Genomic DNA, 22513 nt, shown 5'->3' on the forward strand with positions numbered 1-22513 from the left:
CGGTTCTCGAAATCCACCATTTTGGTCGCTTCGCGCCCTCTTCGATTCCGACTCGGCCTGACCTGAATTTCAACGCACCCTGCGCCGTTCGCTCCGTGGCATTGCCGAAGCGGGTTGTGGGCGCGCAAACCGGCGCGTTGCGATTGAAAGCGCCCCAAAATCGTTGCCCAAACGCCGATTCTGCCCCGCGTAACGCTCCGGTAAGCCGCTTTTGCTAGCGTTTCGCTTGACAAGCAAAAGCCGGGCCAGTTGATAGGCCCTGACTATTAGCCGACGCTCCTTTGCAGCGCCGGCGCGGGTGGGTTGGGGGCGTAAAGTTCATCGGCATGGCTCTTTCGGCCAAATTGCAGCTAAGACAATCGCAGTCGCTGGTGATGACGCCGCAGCTGATGCAGTCGATCAAGCTGCTGCAGATGACCTATGCCGAACTGGAGCGTTTCGTCGACGAGGAGATCGAGCGCAATCCGCTGATCGAGCGCGCCGAGACGCGCGACGATGCCGCCTCCGATCCATTGCAAAAAACCGAAGCGACGGAAGGGGCTGGCGACGACTGGTTTGCAGCCGAGCAGCCGGCGTGGAGCGCCGAGGCGATGGCCGAGAAGCTCGACTCCTCGCTCGAAAACATCTTTCCCGACGATCCCGGCGCGACCCAGCGCCTCGGCCCCGATCTCACCGCGCAGTGGAAATCGGCAGGCATGGGCGCAGGCGGGTCGTCGGATACTTTCGAGATGGAGGACATAGCCGCGGCGGCTGTCACGCTGCGCGACCATGTCGGGGAGCAGATCGCCTTCGCCTTCACCGATCCCGCCCGCCGCCTGATCGCGCGCGAACTGGCCGAAGGGCTCGACGATGCCGGCTATTTCCGCGGCGACAAGGCCGAGATTGCAGGTCGTCTCGGCGCCGGTGAGACCATGGTCGGCGAGGTGCTCTCGGTCTGCCAGTCCTTCGATCCCGCCGGTATTTTTGCGCGCGACCTCGCGGAATGCCTGGCCCTGCAGCTTGAGCGCCGGGACCGGCTCGATCCGGCGATGCGGGCGCTGATCGGCAATCTCGAACTCCTGGCGCGGCGTGACTTCCAGTCATTGAAGAAGATCTGCGGCGTTGACGAGGAGGATTTGCTCGACATGATGGCGGAGATCCGCGCGCTCGACCCGAGGCCCGGCACGGCTTTTATCGGCGGCGGCGTCGCCGACACCATCGTCGCCGATGTCGAGGTTCGCGCGGCCAGCGACGGCTCCTGGACAGTGGAGCTCAATGCGGAAACGCTGCCGCGCGTGCTTGTCGACCAGATCTATTTCGCGCAGGTGTCCGGCGGCGCAAGGAACCAGACAGAGAAGGATTTCCTTTCGGAGTGCCTGCAGAACGCCAATTGGCTGACGCGCAGCCTCGACCAGCGCGCCAAGACCATATTGAAGGTGGCCTCCGAGATCGTGCGCCAGCAGGACGCGTTCCTGCTCCACGGCGTGCGGCATCTGCGTCCGCTCAATTTGCGCACAGTGGCCGATGCAATCGGCATGCACGAATCGACAGTCAGCCGCGTTACCGCCAACAAATACATGCTGACCCCGCGCGGCGTGTTCGAATTGCGCTACTTCTTCACCGCGGCGATCGCCTCGGCCGGCGGAGGCGAGGCGCATTCGTCGGAAGCGGTGCGCGACCGCATCAGGCAGATGATCGACCAGGAGCAGCCGGTCGACGTGCTTTCCGATGACGCCATTGTGGATATCCTGAAGAAGGACGGCGTCGACATCGCCCGGCGCACGGTCGCCAAGTATCGGGAAGGAATGAACATTCCCTCGTCGGTCCAGCGCCGGCGCGAAAAGCGCGCCATGGCGGACGCCGGCAGGTAGGCGCAACCCGGTTTTTCGGGATTTGTCGTTCATTGACAAGCTGCAGTGAAGTGACTAGAAGCCCGCCCGCATGGGACGGGCTGACGCCCGCGCATAGATGACCCCGTCGGGAGACGGCCTGTGATTAACCAGAAAGTTCGGACCTAATATCGGCGCTTGAACCGCCGGGAAGCTTGTGCGCTTCGGCCACGAGTATAAACTCAAAAAGTGATGTCTGAGCAAAGGAAGGTCGGTTTTCATATGACCCTGCGCATTTCGGGAAAGCACATGGATATCGGCGATGCGTTCCGTACGCGCATCGTGGCCCGCATCGGCGAAACGATCGAGAAATATTTCGATGGCGGATTTTCCGGACACGTAACGGTTGTCAAGTCCGGGTCGCGCTACACAGCCGACTGCATGATTCATCTGGACAGCGGAGCGGCCTTGCAGGCCACCGGCGACGCCCAGGACCCGACGGCGGCCTTCGAAGTCGCCGCCGATCGCTTCGAGAAGCGCCTCAGGCGCTACAAGCGAAGGCTGAAATCGCATGGCCCCGGGGGCAATGGCGGGATCACCGATATAGCCTACACGATCATGGCGCCGATCGCCGATGACGACGAGGACCTGCCGGCGGATTACGCGCCGGCCATCGTCGCCGAATCGACCATGGCGCTGAAAACCATGTCGGTGGCTTCCGCGGTCATCGAACTCGACACCAAGGACAGTCCGGTATTCGTCTTCCGCCACGCCGGCAGCGACCACGTCAACATCGTATATCGCCGGCCCGATGGGAACATCGGCTGGATCGACCCCTCGACGACAAAAGTCGCGCAGGGATAAACGCGTCTCCCGGACGACCACGGGTGAGGGGACCTGAGGCGGACGGGACGAGCAAAGGATTTTGGAATGGATCTCAGCGATCTGATCGAAGTGCCAGCCATACTGCCGGCCCTTAAAGCGAATTCGAAGAAGCAGCTATTGCAACTCCTGGCCGAAAGGGCGGCCGCGATAACCGGACTGCCGGAACGCGAGGTGTTCGACACCATATTGCAGCGCGAGCGGCTGGGCTCCACCGGGGTCGGCAATGGCATCGCCATCCCGCATGGCAAGCTGGCCGGCGTCAAGCGGATCACCGGCGTGTTCGGGCGCCTCGATGCGCCCGTCGATTTCGAGGCGCTGGACGACCAGCCCGTCGACCTGGTTTTCCTGCTTCTGGCGCCCGAAGGCGCGGGCGCGGATCATCTGAAGGCGCTGTCGCGCATCGCGCGGGTTCTGCGCGATGCTGAGATCGTGGCGAAGATTCGCGGAACGAGAGACGCCGCGGCGATCCACGCGCTTCTGTCGGACACGCAGGCCTCGCACGCGGCCTGACTTCTTCATTTTTGAAATAAGTTTGTTGGCGGGCGGCTCCAAGCCGCCCGTTGTCGTTGGGGTACTGCCCGCCTAGTGGATCGCGACCGGGATCAGGTCGTTTTCCAGGGCGCCGGCCAGCGCGCGGTCGCGCTCGTCGGACAAAAGGATCGGCTGTCCGTTGGCGGCGAAGAGCGCCCAGAGCGTCGTGTTCGGCGCGATCTCCGGCAGGCCGGGGAACTTGCCCTTTAACTCGTCGCTGCCGATTTCACGCAGATACGCCACCGAGCCCTCGCCGAGATGCGCGAGATCGGCCTTCGAAACAGTCATTTGCCGTGTGCCTTGATATGCCATGTTAGCCTCCTGCTCGCGGGGCGTCCTTAGTGACCAACCCGCCATAGAGCTGTTTGGTTCCGGCGAGAATTGTTTCAGTCTTTCACCGAAATGTTTATTTTCCGTACGAGCCTTTCGGGCTCGGGCCGGTCGAGATCGATCGCCAGAAGTCCGTTCTTCAGTTCCGCCGCGATCACCCTCATGCCGTCTGCAAGCACGAAGCAGCGTTGGAACTGCCGCGCCGCTATCCCGCGGTGCAGGAACTCCCGCTCGGTCTCGTCGTTCTGCCGGCCACGCACGACGAGCTGGTTCTCCTCGGTCGTGACCTCCAGATCCTCATCGCAGAAGCCGGCGACCGCCAGCGTTATGCGCAGTCTTTCGCCTGACCCTTCGGCGTTCCGGATGCGCTCGATATTGTAGGGGGGATAGCTGTCGCCTGTTTTCGCCAGGCGTTCGAGCGTCTTTTCCATTGCGTCGAACCCGAGCAGAAGCGGGCTCGAAAAAGGCGTCATGCGACTCATTTCCGTGTCCTCTAAGAGCGACCTGAAAGGAAAAACCCGAATGGCATTTTTCCTGACGATGCTGATATGGTCCGCGCCGCAAACAAGTTCAAGCCTGCACGGCAGCATCAAAAGGAAACGAAATGCCCGCACCCCGCAAGATCATCATCGACACGGATCCAGGCCAGGACGACGCCGTCGCGATCCTGCTGGCGCTGGCGAGCCCGGAGCTCGAAATCCTCGGGATCACGGCGGTTGCGGGCAATGTTCCGCTGAAGCTGACCGAGAAGAACGCCCGCAAGATCTGCGAACTGGCCGGAAAGCCGGAGACGAAGGTTTTCGCCGGCGCGGTGCGGCCGCTGGTGCGGGAACTCGAAACCGCCGAGCATGTGCATGGCCAGAGCGGCCTCAACGGGCCCCAGCTTCCGGACCCGACCATGAAGCTGCAGGAGCAGCATGCGGTCGATTTCATCGTCGAGACGCTGATGCGGGAAGAAAGCGGCGCGGTGACGCTTTGCCCGCTCGGGCCGCTGACCAACATCGCCCTGGCGCTCATCCGCGAGCCGCAGATCGCGCCGCGCATTCGCGAGATCGTGCTGATGGGCGGCGGCTTCTTCGAGGGTGGCAACGTCACGCCGACCGCCGAGTTCAACATCTATGTCGACCCGCACGCCGCCGACATCGTGCTGAAATCCGGCATCCCGATCGTGATGATGCCGCTCGACGTCACCCACAAGGCGCTGACCACGGCAAAGCGCGTCGCCGCCTTCCGCGAGCTCGGTACCAGGGTGGGCGTTGCGACCGCCGAGATGCTGGAATTCTTCGAGCGCTTCGACGAGGAGAAATACGGCACCGATGGCGGCCCGCTGCATGACCCGTGCGTCATCGCCTATCTCCTGAAGCCCGAATTCTTCAAGGGCCGCCGCTGCAACGTGACCGTCGAGACCAGTTCGGAACTGACGATAGGCATGACGGTCGCCGACTGGTGGGGCGTGACCAAGCGCGAAAAGAACGTCACCTACATGCGCGACATCGACCATGAAGGCTTTTTTGCACTGCTGGTGGAGAGGCTGGGAAGGCTGTAGCGCCGTTCTCCCGGTCGGGGTAGGTGTCGGGAACCCATGCCGGAACGTGTAACGTATAAGGTATCAAATACGCGGCCCGAGCTACATCGCCAGAGGAACTGCGATGACCTTGAAAGTGGAATACGACGAGGCCGCCAACGCGGCCTATATCCGATTTTCGACGGAGGCCGTTCTCGAAAGCGAGGAGGTCGCCGAGGGCATTGTGCTGGACTACGACACGGATGGACGCATCGTCGGCATGGAAGTGCTTGATGCCCGCCGGCACCTGCCTCCGGCCGTGCTGGTCAAGGCAGCGTGATCTCGATGGCAACCTGATGCAGGCCCTCGTTCGGAACGCAGAGCCTGCATTGTTCAATTTGCAAATCGATAGAAGATCGAACCATTTTCGCGAGTTAGACGCTCAAGCTGAACGCGGGAGCCAATGAGGTGCGGACGCGCCGCTTGATCTCCGGCCATAACCAACGCTTGGCTGTCTAACCTAAGTCCGTAGTTGTAGCCTCCAACCAGCCCGTATCGCGGCTCGATTCTGTAGACGCTTTCCACAGTGGCTACGACCGGCTCAATGGAACTGATGGGACTTGTTCGATCGATTAGGCCCAGAGCCAAAACAACCAGCAAGGCGCCGAACAACACCAGCGCGATGATTTTCTGATTATTAGCGCGCATCCATTGAGTAAACGATGTTTGTGCGACACCCAATTTTGTCATGTGGGATCAACGCCTCCGACCGCGATCCTCAATAGGTCTCACTTCGTCCTTGAAAACGCCAGCCACAGCCCGCCGCCGATCAGGAAGCCGCCGCTGATGCGGGAGAGCGGTTTTACCCGGCGTGCCGACAGCGCCTTGCCGGCGCGGCCGGCGACGATCGCGTAGGAAGAGTCCGAGAACGCCGCGAAGACCAGCGCGGTGACGCCCATGATGACGATCTGCGGCATGTAGGCGAGGTTGTGGTCGATGAACTGCGGGATGAAGGCGCCGAAGAAGATCAGCGTCTTCGGATTGCTGACGGCGACCAGGAATCCCTGCAGGAAAAAGCCGCCGCGCGGCGCGACCGGCGCTTCGCCCGCGGCGAGCCTGCCGCTCGAACGGATCATCTGCCAGCCGATATAGATGAGGTAGGCGGCGCCGAGCAGCCGCACCCATTCGAACCAGTGCCCCATCGCCTCGATCATCGAATTGAGGCCGATGCCGACGATGGCGATCATCATTGCGATACCGGCCTGGGTTCCAGCGACATTGAGCAGGCCGGCGCGCGTGCCATGGCGCATGCTCGATGCGATGACGAGGGTCACGGTCGGTCCCGGCACCAGGATGATGACGATGCAGGCGAGCGTATAGGCGACATAGAGTTCGAGCGACATTTTCGGCCCCTGAGGTTTGCTCGCGTCAGGGCTGCATTTTGCGGGGCGCTCGTCAAGAGTGGTCAGCCGCCTACCAGCGCCGCGTCGACCTCCTCCGCCAGCGGTATGGCAGGCTGCGCGCCGGGTTTCAGGCAGGCCAGCGAGCCGGCTGCTGCTGCGCGGCGCAAGGCATCTTTCAGGCCAAGGCCGGATGCGAGCCCGGCGGCGAGATAGCCGCAAAACGTGTCGCCGGCCCCGACCGTGTCGACCGGCCTGATCTTCAGCGCCGGAACTTCGAAGAAAGTCTCTGGCGTCGCAGCGAGCACGCCTTCGCCACCTAGCGTGACGAGGATCGTCCGTCCGGTGCTTTCCGCAAAGCTCTTCATCCGGGCGGGGCGGTCGCGGCCGCGCAATTGCAGCAGCTCGCCGTAGAGGTCGAATTCGGTCTCGTTGGCGACGACATAGTCGGCCTTGGCCAGGCATGAAGCGGCCTCGGTGCGGAACGGCGCGGTGTTGAGGATCGTCGTAGCCCCTGCCGTCCGGGCGGCGTCGAGGGCCGCTTCGATCGTCGCCTGCGGGATCTCGTGCTGCAAGAGCAGAATGTCGCCCTTTTTAGGATTCGCTTTCGCAAGATCGCCGGGCATGACGGCACTATTGGCGCCGGGCACCACCACGATCACGTTTTCTCCGTGGCTGTCGACAAGTATGTGCGCCGTCCCGGTGGCCGTCCCGACTTCGTCGACGCCGGAAAGCTCGACCTTGCCTTCCTTCAGGCAGGCCAGCGCCTCGGCCGCGAAGGCGTCCTTGCCGACCGCGCCGATCATGCGGACCTCTCCGCCGGCGCGCGCCGCCGCCAGCGCCTGGTTGGCGCCCTTGCCGCCCGGCGCCGTCTTGAACGTGTCGCCCGCGACCGTCTCGCCCGGATCGGGCAGGCGTTCAACGGTGGCGATAAGGTCGAGATTGATCGAGCCGATGACGATGATCAAGGAAAAGCCTCCCGGTGATTTTCCGGGAAGCTAACGATGAAGCCCGGCGATTGGAATACCCTGCCGGCTGGCAATCAGGCGCGGGCGCAGACCTGGCCGGCTTCCCAGCCGAGGATCGCCCTCTTGCGGGTGAGGCCCCAGTGATAGCCGGTCAACTGGCCGGATTTGCCCAGCGCCCGGTGGCAGGGCACCACGAAGGAGAGCGGGTTTGCCCCGATCGCCGCGCCCACCGCGCGGCTGGCCTGCGGCGCGCCGATCTCGGCGGCGATCGACGAATAGCTGCGCGCCTTGCCCATCGGGATCTTCAGCAGCGCATCCCAGACACGGAGTTGGAAATCAGTGCCGATCATGACGACGCGCAGGGGCTGGTCCGAGCGCCAACGGGCCGGGTCGAAGATGCGCGCGGCATAGGGTGCGGTCGCCGCCATGTCCTCGATATAGTTGGCGTTCGGCCAGCGGCTCGACATGTCGGCGAAGGCCGCCCGCTCGCCGCCGGCATCGTTGAAGGAAAGACCGGCCAGTCCGCGGTCGGTGACCATGATCAGGGCGATGCCGAAGGGCGAGATGTGGTAGCCGTAGCGGATCGTCAGCCCGGCGCCGCGGGTCTTGTAGTCACCGGGCGACATCGCCTCATGGGTGACGAAGAGGTCGTGCAGCCGCCCCGGGCCCGACATGCCGACCTCGAACGAGGTTTCGAGCAGCGGCATGCCGCTGTCGAGCAGCTTCCGTGCATGGTCGAGCGTCACGGCCTGCAGGAAGCCCTTGGGCGAAAGCCCGGCCCAGCGGGTGAAAAGCTTCTGCAAATTGGTCGGCGTCTCGCCGACCTCGGCGGCCAGCGTCTCGAGCGAGGGCTGGTCGCGATAGTCGAGGCTGATCTTCTCGATCACGCGGCGGACGGTCTCGTAGTCGCCGCCCTGGGGTGTGATGTCCTTCTGCAGGATCGCGGTCTGTGCGTTCATGGCAAATCTCCTTGAACGCGAATATCGCGTTTCGGAAGGCGTTTCTCCACCCGATTCATGCGAAATTTCAGCCCGCTTTCGCCTGGGCCAGCGCCCGCGAAAATGCGGCTGCGAAGCTTTCGCGGTCGTCCGGGTTAAGGAAACTGCCGATCGGCACCGCGCGGCCTTGGCCCTCCACCGCCATTTTCGTGATGCCGATCTCTTCGCGCCGGGCGACGGAAAACCGCGCCCAGAACGGGTTGAAATGGTGGGCCTCGGCCCGGCCGGAGGGAGCGGTCTTCCTGATGTCGAGGCTGGTTCGCGACAGCGACACCTCTTCGCGGGCCCGTGCGGCGCGATAGTTCAGCCGGAAGGCTATATAGACGAGGAGAACATCGAGTCCGAAGAAGCCGAAAACCGGCCACGCGCCGTGGCTGAGGAAGACGGCGCCAGTGGCAAGCCAGCCGAATATCAGCGCCCCCATCAGAACCATGAAGCCGGTGCGGCCGAGCGAGCGGTGCGGCGTCAGCAGCACCTTGAAAAACGGCTCGTCGGGAGAGGCGGCGTTTGTCTCGCTCATGCCGACAGAATATAGAGGTCGCATGAAAAAACCCAATGCCAAAAACGGGCCGGCCGCCGCTGCCAAAGCCAAGCCGCGCCCGCGCAGCTTCCGCGCGCGCTCGCGCTACACGCCGGCCGAAGTGCGCGAGATCTTCCGCCGCTTCTCGGTCCAGCGGCCGGAGCCGAAGGGCGAGTTGGAGCACATCAACCCCTTCACCCTTCTGGTCGCCGTGGTGCTGTCGGCGCAGGCTACCGATGTCGGCGTCAACAAGGCGACGCGGGCGCTGTTTGCCGTCGCCGACACGCCGCAAAAGATGCTGGAACTGGGGGAGGAGCGCGTCGGAGACTATATCCGCACCGTCGGCCTGTGGCGCAACAAGGCGAAGAATGTGATCGCGCTGTCGGAGGCGCTGATCCGCGATTTCGGCGGCGAGGTTCCCGGCGAGCGCGACCTTCTGGTGAAGCTGCCGGGCGTCGGGCGAAAGACGGCGAATGTCGTGCTCAACATGGCCTTCGGCCAGCCCACCATGGCGGTCGACACCCATATTTTCCGTATCGGCAACCGGCTGGGCCTGGCCCCCGGCAAGACGCCGGAGGAGGTCGAGGCGGGGCTGGTGGCGATCATCCCGGACGAATATATGCGCCACGCCCATCACTGGCTGATTCTGCATGGCCGCTATGTCTGCAAGGCGCGCAAGCCGGACTGCGAGGTCTGCGTTATCGCCGATCTGTGCAAAGCGCCGGAAAAGACCAACAGCGTGCCGGCGCCGCTGGTCGAGCTGAAGCCGCTCGAACCAGTCGAACTGGCGGCGCTCTAATAACCGATGCCGCGGGCCATGGTGGCGGCGAAAGTGAGGATCAGCGCGAAGCCGACGATCTGCACCTTGATATAGGAGCGCGCCGTCTCGATTTCGGCGTCGGGCACGGTGTAGGCCGGGTCGGCTGCCGCCCTGCGCCATCTGATGATGCGCGCGGTCGGCCCCATCGAAAGCAGGCCGACGGCCGCCAGCGACGCCATCTTGGCCCAGAACATCGTGTTGTAGACATAATATTCCCAGCCCTTCAGGCCGAAGAAGACGCGCAGGACCCCGATCGCGATCAGCGCCCCGGCGATCCCGCCATAGGCCGCGTCGAGCCGTCCGAGCAGCGCCAGATTGCGTCCGCCGAGCCCGGGTCGGATCAGCGTCCATTCGGTGGCGAGCACCGAAGCCAAGAGGAAGGCCAGGAAATGGTGGAATATCGCCAGGACGAGATCGGTCGCCATGCTCGCCTTCCGCTTGTTCGAATCGCCGGAGAAATAGGCCTCGGAAAATCGGCTTTGGCAACCGGCGGTTGGCCGGCTTGATCGCTGTCGCTATCCAGCCGCGCTAATTGGCTCTACGCTCGATCTGGAGGAAGGCAGTACCGGCCGCTGGCATCATCCGGCGCGCATCAGAAATAGTAGCGTGCCGGCGACCTTTACATGCGGAGAAGCCCATGCCTGTCGCCATCGATGTTCCCGTCATCGAAACGCCGCGCACCATATTGCGCGCCCATCGGCTCGACGATTTCGATGACTATGCAGCTATGTGGGCGCATCCGACCGTCACGCGTTTTGTGGCCGGCGGCAAGCCGCGCACGCGCGAGGAAAGCTGGATACGCTTCCTGCGCCATCCCGGCATGTGGGCGATGATCGGCTTCGGCTTCTGGGCGGTCGAGGAAAAGGCGACCGGCCGCTTCATCGGCGAAGCGGGGTTCCACGATCTGAAGCGCGACATTCAGCCATCGATCGAGGGCAGGCCCGAAGCCGGCTGGGGGCTGATCGCCGCCGCCCATGGCCAAGGCTTCGCCACCGAGATCGTCGGCGCGGCCACCGCCTGGGCCGACAGCCGCTTCGGCGGTGCGAACACCGTCTGCATCATCGATCCGGAGAATGCCGGCTCGATCAATGTCGCGCAGAAATGCGGCTACCGCGAAATAGCGCGGACGGCCTATCACGACAAGCCCACCATCATGTTCGAACGAGTTGCGGCCGCCGTCTGAACGTCAGTCCAGCGCCGTCGGCGCATAGACGATAACCGGTTCGGCGCGGCCTTTCACGGTGATCTCCCTGAGTTTTCGGAGCGGGATGTGCTCCGAAACCTGGTCGGCGGTTGCCTGGCCGACGACCAGCGGCACGCCAAGGTCCTTCGACGCGCCTTCCAGCCGCGAGGCCAGATTGACGGCGTCGCCGAGCGCCGAATAGTCAAACCGGCGCTCGGAGCCGACATTGCCGACCACGCAATGGCCGGTGTTGATGCCGATGCCGATGCGCAGCGCAATCGGCGTCTCGCCGCGCGCTTCAGCTTCTGCCCGCAGCTCGCCGTTCAAATCTTCGAGCGCCTGCATCATACCCAATGCCGCCTCGACCGCGTGTGTCGCGTGGTCGGGATCGTCGAGCGGCGCGTTCCAGAACGCCATCAGGCAGTCGCCGATATATTTGTCGATGGTGCCGCCATGCGCCATCACCACTTCCGAAAGCGGCGTCAGGAGCCGGTTGATCAGCGTGGTCAGCCGCTCCGGATCGCCCTTCATGCCTTCGGCGATCGTGGTGAAGCCGCGAATGTCGCAAAACAGGATGGTGAGCGCCCTGACCTCGCCTCCGAGGCGAAGCTGCGACGGGTCGCGCGCCAGCCGCTCGACCAAAGCAGGCGACAAATACTGCGAGAAGGCGCGGGTGATGCCCTTGCGCATCCTGCGCTCGGCGGCGAAGTCGCGCGCGCTCTGGGCGCCGGCCACCAGCCCCATCGCCAATACGGGCGCAAGCGGCGGCGCGAAGACGCGGCCGAAGCGCAGAAGCAGATAGCTGCCGGCAAGCAGCGCGCCCGCCGCGATGATGAAGCCGGCGAGCGTGCGCCACCCGGTCTGCCGCCAGACCAGTATTGCGCCGGCCAGCGCGCCGAGCACGATGGAAAGCATCGCCGTTGCGGTGGAGGCGCGGCGGATGAACAGCCGCCGGGCGAGATTGTCGAAGACCGTCGCCTGGATCTCGACGCCGGCCACCAGCCTGCCGGTGCGGATGGTGAAGGGCGTCGCGTGAACGTCGGCCCCACCCTCGGAAATCGTCGGCGCGTTCTGCAGGCTGAGCCCGACCATGACGATGCGGTCGCGGAAATAGTTTTCCGGCAGAAAATTGTCCGGATCGAGCGCCTGGTAGTAGGAGACGGTCTGATAGGTGCGCGAGGGGCCGAACGTCTGAATAAGGGCGTTGGCGGGAACGGCGGCGGGCCGGCCGGCAATCTCGGCAAGCTGTGCCGCGAAACCGTCGCTATAGCCTGGCACGCGCCGCAATATGCCGTCGCCGTCGGGCGCGATCGAGGCGATGCCGGTTCTTGCGCCGGTGGCCGTCAGCATCGCCAAAGGCTCCACCCGGACATGCTGGGCGGCATGGTCCGTCTCGATGAAAGTCTCGTCGCCGGCCAGCACCACATCCGGCCCGAGCGCTGCCGCCAGCGCCTCGTCGGCGGCGGGGCTGGACGGCTCGGCGAAGATGATGTCGACGCCGATCGCCTTGGCCCCGGCGCGGCGCAGCGCCTCGATCAGTTTTGCGTGCAGGTCGCGCGGCCATGGCCATTGCAGGCCGATCTCGGCGAGCGAGGGCTCGTCGATGGCGACGATGACCGGCCCGCCGCCCGGTCGCGGCGGCGGCGCGATGGTCGAGAGGTAATCGAAGACGCGCGCCTCGACCAGTTTCCAGGGTGTGAGGAAGGACAGCCCGGCGGCGACAAGCGCTGCAAGAAGCGCGATCGCCAGAACGCCGTTGCGGCGCGGCGTACCGGGTGCGGAAGCGTCGAGGCCCCTCCACAACGGGCCGCCTCGAAACATCAGAACCGGACCTTGAACGAGCCTACGAAACTGCGTCCCCAGCCGGGCATATTGGAGGCGACCTCGAATTCCTCATTGAGCAGATTATAGCCTGCGAGCTCAAGCGCGAAGCGTTTATCGAACGGCTCCCAGGTCAGGAAGGCGTCGGCGGTCCAGTATGGGTCAAGTTCCGTCCCGGTTTCGTCGCCGACGCGCTCGCCGACATAGGTCGCAGCCAACGTTACCGAAACGTTCGCGGGATTGACCCAGGTGAGGCCGAGGCGGGCTGAGGTTTCCGGCACGAAGGGGACCGGCCCGCCGAACCCGAAGCTGTCCGAGTCATGGTTCTCGGAATCGGAATAGGCGAAGGTGGCGAAGGCGCCGAAACCGCCGCCGAGGCGCATGTTGGCGGTGGCGCTCGCGCGGTCGATCCGCCCCTCATCAAGATCGATGGTGGTTATCCCCCCGGGAACGAGAATGCTGATGTCGTTGAATTCTTGATGCTGGAAGTCCGCCGAAGTAAAGAAGCGATCCGTCCACTCGGCGTCCCAGCGCGCGGCGAAAGTATCGGAATAGCCCGTAATGTCCAGCGGCAACTGGTTTGACTGCAGGCCTACTATGCCGACGGGAGCAAGCGAGCCGCTGGCGAAAGCGCCGGACTCGCGAATGTAGCCGCCGCGCAGCCATTGACCTGGCAAGGGCTCCCATGCCACGCCGAAGCGCGGTTCGGCCCGGAACTCTTCGATCTCGCCCCGTAGAAATTCTGTCCCGTCACTATCCACCGTGGTGGATTCTGCGTCGCCTGTGAGATAGCTGCCAAACAAGCCCGCTTCAGCCGTCAGCGTCGGCGAAATCTCGTACAGGACGTCGAAATAGGCGCGCGCGGCTCTCAGCGCTACGTCGTATTCTGTACTTTCGATGCTTGAACCGGTAGGAATTCCCTCAAACGTGAAGTCGATTACCGTCGATTCACTTTTATCCTGCGACAGACTACCGCCCTCGATCCCGTATCGCAGCGTGAAATCGTCAAGGCCCAGGGAATGGGATACTGCCGCGGTCGTCGATGCTTGGTCGAATTCGGCATTGATCGCTGAAGCGCCAACAACGCCGAAGTGGAAAGGCTCCCCCGTCGTGTCGTCGATGATCAGCTCTCCCGTGGGGATGTAGAAGAGTATTCCGTCGAAAATGAGCGCCGCTTCCTCGTCGCTCGACTGATCGAACCGCGAACTGAACACGCCTGCAGTCACCACGTTACGGTAGCCAAAAGTGTGGCTCCAGCCGAGACCGGAGGTCAACGATTGATCCTGGACGTCCCTCTCGTATGTCGAGCTGTCCCATCCGAGCGCCAGCCCCGCGTCAGGGACGTCAAAGAATGGGATCGCCAGGAACGGTATGTCGGGCTCATGATCGATCGCGCCGTTCAAAAAATTGTCCACGTCGCTGCGTGCATCCACATAGGCGACGACGCGGTCATAAGGCGTCGGCTTGACGGCGATGTAGCCGGTGCCGCTGAAGTCCACGTCCTCCAGCGTGAACGAAGTGTCGACTGCGAGCCCGTCGTGGGCATTGCTCGCCTCTCGCATGTCCTTGGCTTCAAGTCCGGAAAAACTGCCGTAGATGCTGATAGGAAAGGGCGCGGCGGTGAAGCCCTGCACCTCTGCACTTGTGGTCCAGCCGGCATCGTCGCCCTCATTCGCGACGAAACCGCCGCCGATCGAGCCTTCGAGGAACGGTCGACGAAACAGGTTGGCGCTGCGCGAGCGGCCGGAAATCATCTGCGGATCCAGCAGCAGCCCCTGAAAGAAGGACGAAAAGCCGGCATTGTTGATTTCCGGCTCGAGCGCGTCTGTGCCGTAGTCCAGGTCGTTGACAAACGGATCGGGGCTGCCGGAAACAGCCTGATCGACGAAGGCCGAGCCGGAGAACGGGTCGAACACCGCGTCGCCGTAGTATCGGCCCCAGGCGTTGAGGCCCTGCAGTCGAAACGCATTGTTGAGCAGCGAGCCGGCGTCCCGGTTGGCGCTGAGCGAGGCGTAGTCGCCGCCACGGGCGTGCGAGCGGCGGAGCGCCTCCTGTGCGCTGTCGATCGCGGCTTCCGCATCGTAGTCGTCGATGGCGATGGCCGTACGGAAGGAGGATACGACCGGGTCACTGGGATCAAGACGGTCGGCGTTCTCCAAGGCTTGCGCGGCTGCGTCGCGCTCGCCGCTTTCATAATAGCCGGCAGCGAGAAGCAGCAGCCCCTGCGAATAGCCGGGATTGGCTGTCGTGCCGGCCAGCAGATCGTCGCGCGCCTTGTCCAGTTCGCCGGTTTGCAAATGATAGCGCCCGCGAGCAATGAGCCCGACATCGAAGGCGGGATCGGCCTCCAAGGCCTTGTCGATCTCGGCCTTGGCTTCGGCGACGCGGTCCTGGTCGAGATAGTGGATGGCAAGATTGGCGCGCGAGACGGGATCGTTAGGGTCGAGTTCGATCGCGCGCTTGAGCGCTGCCTCGGCCTCCCGGTCCGCCCCTCGCGCGCTCTGCACCAGGCCCAACTGGTTCCAGATCGTCGTCGACCCCGGCGCGATTTCGGCGGCGCGGGCAATATCGGCGTAGGCGCCTTCTACGTCTCCCTTGTAGCCGGCACGGTAAAAGCTGCGCGCTTCCAGTGCCGTCGGATCGTCGGGGTCGAGGGCGAGCGCCTTGTCGATCCCTTCCTCCATCTGTTCGCGATCGTCCAGCAGCATGGCGAACTGGGCCCTGATGGCAGGCAGTGTCGGATCGTCCGGATAGCGCCGCTCGGCCTTCTCAAGAACGGCGATGGCGGCCTTGATGTCGACCAGGAAGCCAGCCGTGAAAGCCTCGGCGATGGCGGCATAGGGCCCGCCGCCGGCAGGAACCGGTGGGTTTTCGGCACGGGTGGGATCGGCGAGCGCGCGTGCGTAATAGCCGCCGAACTCGGCCATCGCCCGTCTGGGCCTGTCGAGATGCGGGGCCGCTGCGGCGAAAAGCTGCGCTGCTTCGACATAGCGCTGATCGGCGCCGGCGATCAGCGCATCCACGAGGTCGAGCCGTGCCTTTTGCGCTCGCGACAGGCTGAAGCCGCGTGCCCGCGTTGCGGCTTCGAGCGCCGCGTCGCGGCCCTCATAGCTCAGGCCGACCTCGGCCAGCGTCAACCAGTCTTCGGCCGAGCGGTCCGTCGGGGCGGTCGCCGTTATGCGGCTCCGGGCTTTCCGCATGTCGGCGCTGGACAAGGATGAAGCGGGCAGCAGGTTGAACGAACTGCGCGCCGACACGAAGAACAGCATCTGTTCCCGGTCCTTCGGCGCGACAATCACCACCTTCGTCGGCGCCGAGCCTATGCTGGCCGCCGCAGCCTCGCCTTCCGCCACGCTGACGGAACCGAATTCATTGGCGAGTTCGACCGTCCCTTCGAGCACGGTCAGCGACGTCCTGCCATTGCCGTCGACCGTCATCGTCCAGTCGGTGCCGCGGATCGCGGCTGCCGCCGCCGGCGTGTCGACCGTCAGGCCCTGGCCGCCGCGTTCGGCCCGCGCCCAGATCGAGCCCTGCTCCAGCGAAAACCGCGTGTCCGATCCGCCACCGATTTCCTTGACCAGGAGCGTGGTGTTGCGGCCGAGGCGCATCTGCGTGCGGTCGGCAAACAACACGGCAAGCGTGCCGTTGGCGTTGGTGCGCAGATAGTCGCCGGCCACTACGTCCTGCCGAAGATCGACGACCTGCCAGGACGAAACGTCGATGAAGCGCACTTCCTCGCCGCTCTTGCGGGCGATGACCGAACCGGCGGCCGGCTGCGCGCGCGGCACCGGCTCGGCGGCGGCCTCCTGCACGCAAGCGAGCGCCGCCAAGGCCAGCGAAACACGAATAGACCCCCGCATGCAGTCCAAAGCCCCCACCTGGAGCGGCGTTTATGACGTTACTGCAACGAAACTGTCAAACATTCCGTTGCAGCAATCTGTGTAATGCGGCAAACGTTGCCGGCAAGACACAGGCAGGGGGAAGCAGGCAAAAGAATCATGGCGGCGATGGAAAAGACGAAGAGCGCTATTTCATGCGCCGATGCGCAGGCATTGCCGATGGGAAAAGACTATGTCGACCATCTGAAAAAGATAAACGATACTTTCTATGATCAGATCAAGATCGCCGACCAGAAGGCGGCCTATATCTTCACCTTCATGCTGGCTTTCCTGATAACCTCGTCGGAAGGCCGGGCGGCGTTCAAATGGCAGCGCTATGTCGACGCCGAATTTCCTCTGGTGATATTTTCAGGAGGCATGGCGCTTGCAGCATCGTGCGCGCTGGTTGCGGCCATTCTCGTGGTGCTGCCAAGGCGCGGCGTGAGATCTACGTCGCTGTTCTGGGGTGGCTGGGAAGCGCATCGCGCCGAGGTGGTCGAGGCTGGCCGCCGCAACGATCCGGATTTCATCTTCCAGGAGTATCTGGCCAATGTCGACAGCCTGTCGCTGATCGCCCGGGTCAAATACCGCTATGTGACGATCGCCTTCCGCTCGCTGACCTTCATGGTGCTGGCTTATCTGCTGCTGCTTCTGGCCGTCAGCTAACGCCGGCGTGAATTCGCGGAGGCAAACGGTCCCGGACTGGGGAAAGCCAGCGCCGGGACCGTCGGTGCTGCCGCTTACGCAGATACAGAGCGACACCGGCAACATCGCCTCCGACAGGTGAACGGACGGTAAACCTGCATTGATCCTTGCGACTCCATGCCTCGGTCCACGGCTGCCCGCGGTTGACATGGCGGCTGCCTGGCTTAGGTCTCAAACAGAAGAGCGGAGGCCCGATGGATAGCCAGAACCTGCCGGCCGGCTATCGGCCCTCGACCAGCCATGCGGCGCTGGGCGACGAATTCTACGACATTGTCGCGCCCGCGCCGTTCCCGAAGCATATACTGCGCTGGCGCAACCAGCGCTGGGCTGAACGCGTCGGGCTGGGGGAACTCGGCGAGGATGAGTGGATCGACCATTTCGGCCGGTTCCGGCCGTTGCCCAGTACCCACCGGCAGCCGCTTTCGCTGCGCTATCACGGGCATCAGTTTCGCGTCTACAATCCCGAGATCGGCGACGGCCGCGGCTTCCTGTTCGCGCAACTGCACGACCGGGTGGACAGCAGGCTGCTCGATCTCGGCACCAAGGGCAGCGGCCGCACCCCGTGGTCGCGAACCGCCGACGGCCGCCTGACGCTGAAGGGCGGCGTCCGCGAGATACTGGCGACAGAGATGCTGGAGGCGCTCGGCGTCAACACCTCCAAATCCTTCAGCCTGATCGAGACCGGTGAATCCCTGATGCGCGGCGACGAGCCTTCGCCGACGCGGTCCTCGGTGCTGGTCAGGCTCAGCCATTCGCATGTCCGCATCGGCAGCTTCCAGCGCCTGCTCTATCTCGACCGCAAGGACGACATCGCCAAGCTGCTCGACTATTCGATCAGAACCTATATGCCGGAAATCTGGCGCGACGACCTCGCCGGCCGGGCGGTCGCCTTCGTCGAGAATGTTGGCCGGCTGGTGGCGCGGACCGGCGCCGAATGGATGGTCGCCGGCTTCGTGCACGGCGTCCTGAATACCGACAACATCAACATTACCGGCGAAAGCTTCGACTATGGCCCCTGGCGCTTCCTGCCGGTGCTGGAGCCGGGCTTCACCGCGGCCTATTTCGACCATCAGGGCCTCTACGCCTATGGCCGGCAGCCCGACACGCTGCTCTGGAACATGACGCGCCTCGCCGAATGTTTTCTCCAGATTGCGCAGCAGAGCGAACTGGAACGGGTGCTTGGCGGTTTCGGCCGGGCATTTCAGGCGGAGTTCTCGAAGAACCTGCTTCGCCGGCTCGGCCTCGCTTCGGCTTCCGAAGAAGATGCGGCCGCCCTGGCGCAGGCCTGGTGGCAGTTCCTCATCGCCAGCAAGGCGCCGTTCGAGCAGGCCTTTTTCGACTGGCATGGAGGCCTCGCAAGCAGCGCCCGCGCCGAGGTCGGCCCGTCCGCCGAGTTCTATGCAATGGAGAGCTTCGCTCCGGTCCGCGCTGCCTTTGCCCGGTTGCAGCCGGCGAACGAGGCCGCGCTCCGCCATCCGTATTTTTCGCGGCCGCGGCCATGCACCATGCTGATCGACGAGGTCGAGGGGCTTTGGGATCCGATCGCCGGAAGCGACGACTGGTCGGCCTTCGACGCCAAGATAGCTGCGGTCCGCGAAATGGGCGAGGCGCTCGGCAATCGGCCGGCGTAGCCTTAGGCTGCTATGCCGCCTTGAGCTTACGCACTTCGATCCGGCGCTCGGCTGCCAAGACAAAAATCTCGAAATGGTCGGTCTGCGCCACGTCGAGCACATTGGTCGGCCGGTAGGCCGCGACATTGACGCCGCCACTGAATCTCACGCTGTCATAGACGATGCCCGCCTCGCCGGAAGCCCTGACGGCTTCGCCGAAGGCTTGAGAGGCGGCATAGCTGTCGGGCGCGTAGAGTTCCGGCCGCTCAGTCTGCAAGCCGCGAATGTCGAGATATGCGCCTGCCAGACTGGCGGAATAGGCGCGGTAGGTGCGCTGCATTGCCGGCGCCTTGCGCGCGACCGCCTCGCGGCGCAGATGGTGGCCGACCTCGGCGATCGCTGTTTTGATCTCCGCCGCGGCATACCAGGCGCCGAGTTCGGGGCCGTTGAAGCGCATGCCGGCCGGCGCGACGTGCAGGAAAGCCGCCATGACGATGCTGGCGTTGGCGCGGCCGAACACCCATTCATGTTCCGGCAGGCGGCGGATGCGTTCGGCGACGAGGCGGTCGTTGGTCCAGCCGGCGAGGTCCATCACCGCCTCCAGGTCCGATGCGGTCGCCACCGTGTCGAAAAGCCCGATCGGCGGAAATTGCGACGGGATCAGCCGGTGCGACGGCTGCGGCGCCGCTGCAAGCCGTTCGGTCACGTGAAGACGATGTCCGTTTCCCGGTAGGGCTCGAAGGCGGCGTCCGCCGCGTTCGGCTCCATATAGAGCCCGCCGCGCGCCGCGTCGAGGAAACGGCGCACGGTCAGCAGCCCGTCCTGCGAGCCGGAGGTCACCAGCGCGAGCGGCGGCCTGCCGCCGAAAACGGCGGCGTCATGCGGGCCGCGCAGCCACGCCACGCCCTCCCGCTCCGCGCCGAAGAGCACGCCGAGCGCCTGATGGATGCCGAGCACGGCCGAAATGCGCGTCAGCGTGTCGACGTCGAGCGTGAATTCGCCATGCTCGCGGGCGAGCCTCGCCCAATTGTGGTAAGTGGACCGCGACGGGTAGCCGAGCACGAGGCGGCGTTCTTCCTCGCCGAGGCCCCAGAGGTCGGCAATGGCCAGAAAAGTCCGGAACGCCGGGGCGCTCAGCCGCCTGCGGTTGGCCGGCGCGAAACGCGACCGGTCGAGCACCTGCGGCCCTGCTTCGGCTATTCCGGCTTGCTTCTTGAGTGGGCGCGCCATGCGGTGTCCTCTGTCTGGATATGAGTATAGTCCAGATTTGGACATTTGCAAGGAGGGTAGGCCCATGATCTCGCGAGCAGAACCAAGAGCGCCGGCTTGCCAACCCGTCATAGTTGACGGAAACGTCTCCGTTCCCGATCGAACGATGGAGACGGCATGGAGATCGTGTTGATTACCGGGCCAGCCGGCGTGGGGAAATCCACGCTGTGCTGGGAAATGAGTGCGCAGCTAACTGCTGCGCAAATATCTCACGCGGTCATCGAAACTGACGAACTCGACAGAGTGTTCCCGCGTCCCAGTTCCGAAGATCTCGAGAGAATTCGGCCCGGAACGACCGACGTCAGCAGCATCAATCTGGCTGCGATGTGGTCGACTTACCGGGCGTTGGGGCACTCGCGCTTGATCATGTCAGGCGTCATGGCGCACTTCGATTTCGATCGGCAGTGGATTCTTGCTGCCATACCGGACGCGCGGATTACCGTAGTCCGCATGGTGGCCACCGAGCCCATTCTATTGGCGCGTCTGGCACGGCGCGAGGTTGGATCGGGAGCGAACGAGCAGGCGCAGCGCTCGCTCCGACAAGCCAGGCGCATGGCGAATGAAAGCGCCGATGGCATGTTCGTTGTGCCCACAGACGGCAAAATGCCTGCGGAACTTGCTGAAGTCGTCTTGCGGAAAGTTGGTTGGCTGAGTATGCGCCCAGAATCTTAGGAAGGCATTATTCCTCCAACGCCAACCGGCCCTCCTTCGCTCAAGCTTCGGAGGGCATCCTGCTACGCTCGAAAGGCCTTTGCCAATCCTGCGAAGCTCGAAAAGCGAAGCAGGATGGCGGAGAGAGCGGGATTCGAACCCGCGATACGGTTCCCCGTATACACACTTTCCAGGCGTGCGCCTTCAACCACTCGGCCACCTCTCCGCATGCGTCCGCTGCCGGCCAGGGCATGATCCCGAAAAGGTGGAGGCTTTTCGGACTGGATCACGCGGCTAATCATCAGGGCCTCAAGCCGGTCCATCGGAATGGACCGGGCTCCAAGGCACTGCGGACGCCGGGCTCATCTAGTCGATCTCGCAGCGAATGCCAAGCCGTGAGATGTGCATTGTTTGTGTCGATCGCAAGCCCCTCGCCGAATGGCGAACGTCGCCTCAAAGCTTCAATTTCGCGTGTGGCTGATTGCGAAGCCTGGCGGCGCACCATATGTCTCGTGTCGAACCGACGCCTTGAAGGATCCGAATGCTGCGCCTGCTGTTCCGGTTGCTCGCGATGCTCGCTCTGGCGGTCGCTGTCATCATGGCGGTGCTGGACGCGACCCGCACCATCGCCGCCGAGCAGTTGGTGCTGACGCCGCTCGCCACCAGCTGGATAACGGTTTCGCCTGACACGCTGGAGACGGCGCGGAGCTTCGTTCAGAGCCGCATGCACCCGCTTTTCTGGGATCCGGTCCTGGTCCGGATCCTTAATCTGCCGGGTTTTGTCGTCTTCGCGGCGCTCGCCTTCCTGTTTTACGCGATCGGCCGCAAGCCGCGGCGGCGGGTCGGCCGTTTGGCGATCGGCAACTGATATGCGCGCGCCTTCGAGGCGCGTCGGGGGCGTACCGGACCAATGGCCTGAAGTTAGAGAGGAATTGCAGATGTTTTTCCTGAGCGACATGCTGAACAAGAAGCTGAACCTGCCCAAGCCCGAGGAGGCGCTGCCCGGCCGCGACCGGCCGATCCCGACGGCGTCGAAGCATTTCGTCTCCGGGCGGCCCCTCCAGGGTCCTTATCCCGAGGGGATGGAAAAGGCGATGTTCGGCCTCGGCTGCTTCTGGGGCGCCGAGCGCATGTTCTGGCAGATGGACGGCGTCTGGGTCACGGCGGTCGGCTATGCCGGCGGCGTCACCCCCAATCCGACCTATCAGGAGACCTGCACCGGCCTGACCGGCCACGCCGAGGTCGTGCTGGTCGTGTTCGATCCGAAGATCGTCTCCTACGCCGAGCTCCTGAAGGCATTCTGGGAAAATCATGACCCGACGCAGGGCATGCGCCAGGGCAACGATGTCGGCACCACCTATCGTTCGGCGATCTACACTTTCGGCGAGGCCCAGTACCAGGCGGCGCTGGCCTCGCGCGACGCCTACGAGGCTTCGCTGCGCGGCGCCGGACGCGGCAAGATCACCACCGAGATCGCGCCCGCGCCGGAATTCTACTTCGCCGAGGAGGACCACCAGCAATATCTCGCCAAGAACCCTTACGGCTACTGCAACCTCAGGGGTACGGGCGTTGCCTGCGCCATGCCGCAGCCAGCCTCCGCATAGACCGGATTAACCCTCGCGGCCTGTTTGC

The 22513-nt window shown here is 64.1% G+C and carries 24 protein-coding genes and 1 tRNA gene; 12 read left to right on the top strand and 13 right to left on the bottom strand.

The window, feature by feature from the left end; genetic code table 11:
- Positions 1-326: 326 nt before the first annotated feature.
- From rpoN to ptsN, 3 genes are all read left to right on the top strand, one after another.
- Positions 327-1850 carry an RNA polymerase factor sigma-54 gene (gene rpoN / locus G6N73_RS29505; protein WP_165033533.1) on the top strand — a complete coding sequence of 508 codons (1524 nt, stop codon included), beginning with the start codon at positions 327-329 and terminating at the stop codon, positions 1848-1850.
- A 240-nt stretch (positions 1851-2090) separates the two neighbouring features.
- A complete protein-coding gene (gene hpf, locus G6N73_RS29510) occupies positions 2091-2672 on the top strand; it encodes a ribosome hibernation-promoting factor, HPF/YfiA family (protein ID WP_165033534.1) in 582 nt (193 codons plus the stop codon).
- A gap of 66 nt (positions 2673-2738) precedes the next feature.
- Positions 2739-3203: a PTS IIA-like nitrogen regulatory protein PtsN gene (gene ptsN / locus G6N73_RS29515; RefSeq protein ID WP_008833742.1), complete on the top strand. Its 465-nt coding sequence runs from the start codon at positions 2739-2741 to the stop codon at positions 3201-3203.
- Between the two features lie 72 nt (positions 3204-3275).
- On the opposite strand, the gene G6N73_RS29520 is transcribed toward ptsN, so the two are convergent.
- The gene (locus tag G6N73_RS29520; RefSeq protein WP_165033535.1) at positions 3276-3536 is read right to left on the bottom strand and encodes a BQ00720 family protein; all 261 of its coding nucleotides are present in this window, start codon (positions 3534-3536) and stop codon (positions 3276-3278) included.
- A 74-nt stretch (positions 3537-3610) separates the two neighbouring features.
- Positions 3611-4036, bottom strand: a complete 426-nt coding sequence (locus G6N73_RS29525) for an Hsp20 family protein (RefSeq protein WP_008833738.1) — start codon at positions 4034-4036, stop codon at positions 3611-3613.
- A gap of 122 nt (positions 4037-4158) precedes the next feature.
- On the opposite strand from G6N73_RS29525, the gene G6N73_RS29530 reads away from it, so the two are divergent.
- Together G6N73_RS29530 and G6N73_RS29535 are read left to right on the top strand one after the other, a co-directional pair.
- A complete protein-coding gene (locus G6N73_RS29530; RefSeq protein ID WP_165033536.1) occupies positions 4159-5100 on the top strand; it encodes a nucleoside hydrolase in 942 nt (313 codons plus the stop codon).
- A gap of 103 nt (positions 5101-5203) precedes the next feature.
- The gene (locus tag G6N73_RS29535) at positions 5204-5398 is read left to right on the top strand and encodes a DUF2283 domain-containing protein (protein ID WP_206079162.1); all 195 of its coding nucleotides are present in this window, start codon (positions 5204-5206) and stop codon (positions 5396-5398) included.
- 53 nt (positions 5399-5451) lie between these two features.
- Here the strand turns inward: G6N73_RS29535 and G6N73_RS29540 are convergent, their stop codons facing one another.
- The 5 genes from G6N73_RS29540 to G6N73_RS29560 all read right to left on the bottom strand — a co-directional run bounded on the left by G6N73_RS29540 (position 5452) and on the right by G6N73_RS29560 (position 8944).
- Positions 5452-5808: a hypothetical protein gene (locus G6N73_RS29540; protein ID WP_165033537.1), complete on the bottom strand. Its 357-nt coding sequence runs from the start codon at positions 5806-5808 to the stop codon at positions 5452-5454.
- A 38-nt stretch (positions 5809-5846) separates the two neighbouring features.
- Positions 5847-6461, bottom strand: a complete 615-nt coding sequence (locus G6N73_RS29545) for a LysE family translocator (RefSeq protein WP_165033538.1) — start codon at positions 6459-6461, stop codon at positions 5847-5849.
- A gap of 62 nt (positions 6462-6523) precedes the next feature.
- Positions 6524-7426: a ribokinase gene (locus G6N73_RS29550; RefSeq protein WP_165033539.1), complete on the bottom strand. Its 903-nt coding sequence runs from the start codon at positions 7424-7426 to the stop codon at positions 6524-6526.
- A 74-nt stretch (positions 7427-7500) separates the two neighbouring features.
- Positions 7501-8385 (bottom strand): methylated-DNA--[protein]-cysteine S-methyltransferase, encoded by an 885-nt coding sequence (locus G6N73_RS29555; protein WP_165033540.1) that lies wholly within the window; start codon positions 8383-8385, stop codon positions 7501-7503.
- Between the two features lie 67 nt (positions 8386-8452).
- On the bottom strand, positions 8453-8944 hold the full coding sequence (locus G6N73_RS29560) for a DUF2244 domain-containing protein (protein ID WP_165033541.1): 492 nt from the start codon (positions 8942-8944) through the stop codon (positions 8453-8455).
- A gap of 22 nt (positions 8945-8966) precedes the next feature.
- Between G6N73_RS29560 and nth the strand changes: the two genes are divergently transcribed.
- Positions 8967-9743 carry an endonuclease III gene (gene nth / locus G6N73_RS29565; protein WP_165033542.1) on the top strand — a complete coding sequence of 259 codons (777 nt, stop codon included), beginning with the start codon at positions 8967-8969 and terminating at the stop codon, positions 9741-9743.
- Here the strand turns inward: nth and G6N73_RS29570 are convergent.
- Positions 9740-10189, bottom strand: coding sequence for a DUF2214 family protein (locus G6N73_RS29570; RefSeq protein WP_165033543.1), 450 nt, complete (start codon positions 10187-10189; stop codon positions 9740-9742). The two genes, nth and G6N73_RS29570, sit on opposite strands and share 4 nt — an antisense overlap.
- 212 nt (positions 10190-10401) lie before the next feature.
- Here G6N73_RS29570 and G6N73_RS29575 point away from each other — a divergent pair, with 212 nt between their 5' ends.
- Positions 10402-10947, top strand: coding sequence for a GNAT family N-acetyltransferase (locus G6N73_RS29575; RefSeq protein WP_165033544.1), 546 nt, complete (start codon positions 10402-10404; stop codon positions 10945-10947).
- Positions 10948-10950: 3 nt separating this feature from the next.
- On the opposite strand, the gene G6N73_RS29580 is transcribed toward G6N73_RS29575, so the two are convergent.
- Both G6N73_RS29580 and G6N73_RS29585 read right to left on the bottom strand, forming a co-directional pair.
- Entirely contained in the window at positions 10951-12768 is a 1818-nt protein-coding gene (locus G6N73_RS29580) for a CHASE2 domain-containing protein (RefSeq protein ID WP_165033545.1), read from the bottom strand.
- On the bottom strand, positions 12768-16628 hold the full coding sequence (locus G6N73_RS29585; RefSeq protein WP_165033546.1) for a FecR domain-containing protein: 3861 nt from the start codon (positions 16626-16628) through the stop codon (positions 12768-12770). The genes G6N73_RS29580 and G6N73_RS29585 overlap by 1 nt, the downstream gene beginning before the upstream one ends.
- Positions 16629-16766: 138 nt before the next feature.
- Between G6N73_RS29585 and G6N73_RS29590 the strand changes: the two genes are divergently transcribed.
- Together G6N73_RS29590 and G6N73_RS29595 are read left to right on the top strand one after the other, a co-directional pair.
- The gene (locus tag G6N73_RS29590; protein WP_165033547.1) at positions 16767-17312 is read left to right on the top strand and encodes a Pycsar system effector family protein; all 546 of its coding nucleotides are present in this window, start codon (positions 16767-16769) and stop codon (positions 17310-17312) included.
- 233 nt (positions 17313-17545) lie between these two features.
- Complete coding sequence (locus tag G6N73_RS29595; protein ID WP_165033548.1) at positions 17546-18982, top strand: protein adenylyltransferase SelO family protein; 1437 nt, start codon at positions 17546-17548, stop codon at positions 18980-18982.
- Between the two features lie 10 nt (positions 18983-18992).
- Here G6N73_RS29595 and G6N73_RS29600 read toward each other — a convergent pair whose 3' ends face one another.
- Positions 18993-19667: an RES domain-containing protein gene (locus tag G6N73_RS29600; protein ID WP_165033549.1), complete on the bottom strand. Its 675-nt coding sequence runs from the start codon at positions 19665-19667 to the stop codon at positions 18993-18995.
- Positions 19664-20191 (bottom strand): MbcA/ParS/Xre antitoxin family protein, encoded by a 528-nt coding sequence (locus G6N73_RS29605; RefSeq protein WP_165033550.1) that lies wholly within the window; start codon positions 20189-20191, stop codon positions 19664-19666. Before G6N73_RS29605 ends, G6N73_RS29600 begins: the two co-directional genes overlap by 4 nt.
- A gap of 156 nt (positions 20192-20347) precedes the next feature.
- On the opposite strand from G6N73_RS29605, the gene G6N73_RS29610 reads away from it, so the two are divergent.
- Positions 20348-20902 carry an AAA family ATPase gene (locus G6N73_RS29610; protein WP_165033551.1) on the top strand — a complete coding sequence of 185 codons (555 nt, stop codon included), beginning with the start codon at positions 20348-20350 and terminating at the stop codon, positions 20900-20902.
- 115 nt (positions 20903-21017) lie between these two features.
- On the opposite strand, the gene G6N73_RS29615 is transcribed toward G6N73_RS29610, so the two are convergent.
- Positions 21018-21107, bottom strand: a tRNA-Ser gene (locus tag G6N73_RS29615).
- A gap of 315 nt (positions 21108-21422) precedes the next feature.
- Between G6N73_RS29615 and G6N73_RS29620 the strand changes: the two genes are divergently transcribed.
- Entirely contained in the window at positions 21423-21749 is a 327-nt protein-coding gene (locus G6N73_RS29620) for a hypothetical protein (RefSeq protein ID WP_165033552.1), read from the top strand.
- A gap of 70 nt (positions 21750-21819) precedes the next feature.
- Entirely contained in the window at positions 21820-22485 is a 666-nt protein-coding gene (gene msrA / locus G6N73_RS29625; protein ID WP_165033553.1) for a peptide-methionine (S)-S-oxide reductase MsrA, read from the top strand.
- The last annotated feature ends 28 nt before the right edge of the window (positions 22486-22513 follow it).

The organism is Allomesorhizobium camelthorni, assembly GCF_011045125.1.
Lineage (GTDB): Bacteria > Pseudomonadota > Alphaproteobacteria > Rhizobiales > Rhizobiaceae > Allomesorhizobium > Allomesorhizobium camelthorni.